This is a genomic window from uncultured Campylobacter sp., from assembly GCF_937997535.1.
Taxonomy (GTDB): domain Bacteria; phylum Campylobacterota; class Campylobacteria; order Campylobacterales; family Campylobacteraceae; genus Campylobacter_B.
Map to the genome: position 1 here is coordinate 1 of NZ_CALKTT010000104.1, position 2682 is coordinate 2682.

Consider the following 2682-nt stretch of genomic DNA (forward strand, 5'->3'; position numbering starts at 1 on the left):
AGGGCTTAGGAACTTCGATAAAATTCTTATAAATTTGATAAACGGCTAAATAGGTCTTTCCACTTTTAGGTATGCCAGTAAGTATGAGATAGCCATTTTAATCGATCCTAGAGATAAAGAGGTAATTAAGCAACCTAGCAAATAGGGATAAAAATCTCATGACGATCTTTCCGCCCAAAACCACAATCAGAGTAAAAAATATGGGTTTGAATAAAGTATAAGCATCTCTGAAAGCATCAATAAAGCCGATAGACTTAAGCACGTTAAAGAAAAGGGTTATAAGCTCATCGGTATTACCCGTATAGGAATTTATATAATCTATTAAAGCATTGACCCTAGATAATATGAAAGCAACAGCGTCCATTAAATCTACGAAAAAAGGAACGGCAAATTTAGCAAAAAACATAACCATACCAAACATAAGCCCAAATCTAATTATAGCACCACCCCATTTAGCTACAAAAGAACCTAAAAAACTTACAATCCTGCCCATTATAATAACCTCGCAACAGCTTTATAAGTGAATAATGAGAAAAGAAATAAAAATAAAGCATAAAAAATAAAATAAAGAACGGGACGAGTATCCTTTACAACAGCGCAAATATCAATAATAATTTTTTTGCTTAATCCATCTTTGATAACGAAATCGCGAGTATAAGGACAACTATTAACAGAACCATGAACTTTAAAATCACTCAATTTACCTTTCTTAAGTCTATTATAAGCACCAACGATTTGATCTTTAGCATCCTCAAAAATTTTCATAAATTTATTAGTGCCGCCCTCAACAGCTTCATTAAGTTCATTTAATTTGCCAAAATCAAATTTTCCATTATCATCATCGCCTGGCTTAGTCCCGTTATTATTATCGGAATTACCCGGTTTCGTGCCATTATTATTACCCGGATTGCTACCACCGCCCGGGTGTCCTCCACCGCCTTGATTAGGTTTATCGGGATCGGGTTTATCAGGCTTACCGGGATTTGGGTTATCAGGCTTACCGGGATTTGGGTTATCTGGCTTACCGGGATTTGGGTTATCTGGCTTGCCGGGATTTGGGTTATCTGGCTTATCGGAATTAGTGCCATGAATATAGTTGTCATCTGTGAAACAGACGCCATTAGCATTAGGGTCGGTATCGTGAATTTCATAACTCACATTATAAAAATTTCCATCGCCACCTACACTAGCTTCAGGGTCATCTTTAGTTGTAGTGCAAATATACGAACAAACTACGGAATCATGGCCTATAACATGATCAGCAACACTAACAAAATCAAGCTTTCCCGCACGTTTACACATACAATTGAAACGATCGCGTCGATTAGCAATATCCTCGCATTTATTTACGCATAAACCGGTAGTGGAATCAAAATATTCACCTGCTTTAGTATTACATTGAACGCAAATCTTTTGAATAGCGGCACCAGGTTTCATAACCCAAGAATAAGTTTCATATTTTAAAATTTGATTGCCATTGATAGTTTCATAGCCCAAAAATTTATAAAGAGAGGCAGGATTATCAAAATAACCACTAGGAGATTTAGTGGCTGGACCTGATTGGGCATAAAAGGAATCCTTTTTAAAAGCGGACTCATTAAAATTTGGATTCACATAAGGATTATTCTCATATTTCGTATATTGACAATGCTCAGATACACCATCAACTACGCCATCATAAAGCCACATATCGCCAGCAGCGGAAATTCTAAAGCGATAATCATAAGAATCAGACGAAAGGGGAACTTGGACGGAAAAAGAAAAAGTAACCAAGAATATTAAAATCAGAGGGATGAATTTAAACTTATTAAACATTTTACTCTTCCTTAAATTTGCGTAGGGGGAGCGAACCCGATTTTAATCGCAAGCTCATAAAATCGGCTCCCCCTGCGACCCTGTTATGCGCGGCGGCTTTCGGGTGTCCGAAAGCTACACGCCGCGCGCGCTTCGCTTCGTTTATAGGCAAGCAAATAAATGGGGTTGCATAAGACCAACGGCGAGAAAATAGCGTAAAAGCCAACTGAAACGGGATATTTGCGACGCCGAACCAAAAGAAAAGACTAAAGAAGTAATCGAACGACTTATTGCCGATCCAATCGATTAAAACGAATTCCATCGCAAACCTCCGAAAACCTTATTTAATCTTAGAGATTGTAAGAAATATCCCCAAGACGAATAAAAAACCGCAAAGACAACCACTAAGAGCCATTAAAGAGCTGTATCGCTCTAAGCTCAAACCAGTCAGGCTTAAAATTTCAGCTTCACTCATTTTGAAAAAAGATCCAGACCTGCAAAAATAGACTTAATCGCAAAGAACGAAAGCGCCAAAATCGCATAAAAAGCGTTTAAAAGTAAAGACATATGTAAGATTGAAATCTGCATTTTTAAACTCTCCTAAAGAATACCGCCCGAAAAGGGCGGTAAAATTTAGCGTCTAAGCAAGGCAAGACCCGCTTTAACAGCGTAAATCAAGCCAATTAAGCCGATAACGACGACGACGGCAGAAGTGAAAGGATTGCTGTCAATAGTTCCACTGAATTTGCCATCCGCAAAAGTTACGTCAGCCATAGCTTGCGTAGCACCGAAAAAGACAGAACCGAGCAAAATCGCCAAAGAATTTAAGATTTTCATCTTAAACCTCCAAAAAAGAATTTTAAACTTGCAAGTTCTATCAAGCCGACC

General features: G+C 38.0%; 3 protein-coding genes. All 3 read right to left on the reverse strand.

Annotated elements, in window-relative coordinates; all coding sequences use genetic code 11:
• Window positions 1-97 precede the first annotated feature (97 nt).
• Window positions 98-493, reverse strand: coding sequence for a hypothetical protein (locus Q0117_RS10255; protein WP_297926670.1), 396 nt, complete (start codon window positions 491-493; stop codon window positions 98-100).
• Window positions 493-1815 carry a hypothetical protein gene (locus Q0117_RS10260; protein ID WP_297926673.1) on the reverse strand — a complete coding sequence of 441 codons (1323 nt, stop codon included), beginning with the start codon at window positions 1813-1815 and terminating at the stop codon, window positions 493-495. The genes Q0117_RS10255 and Q0117_RS10260 overlap by 1 nt, the downstream gene beginning before the upstream one ends.
• A gap of 612 nt (window positions 1816-2427) precedes the next feature.
• The coding region (locus Q0117_RS10265; RefSeq protein WP_297926675.1) for a hypothetical protein at window positions 2428-2682 on the reverse strand (255 nt) is incomplete at its 5' end.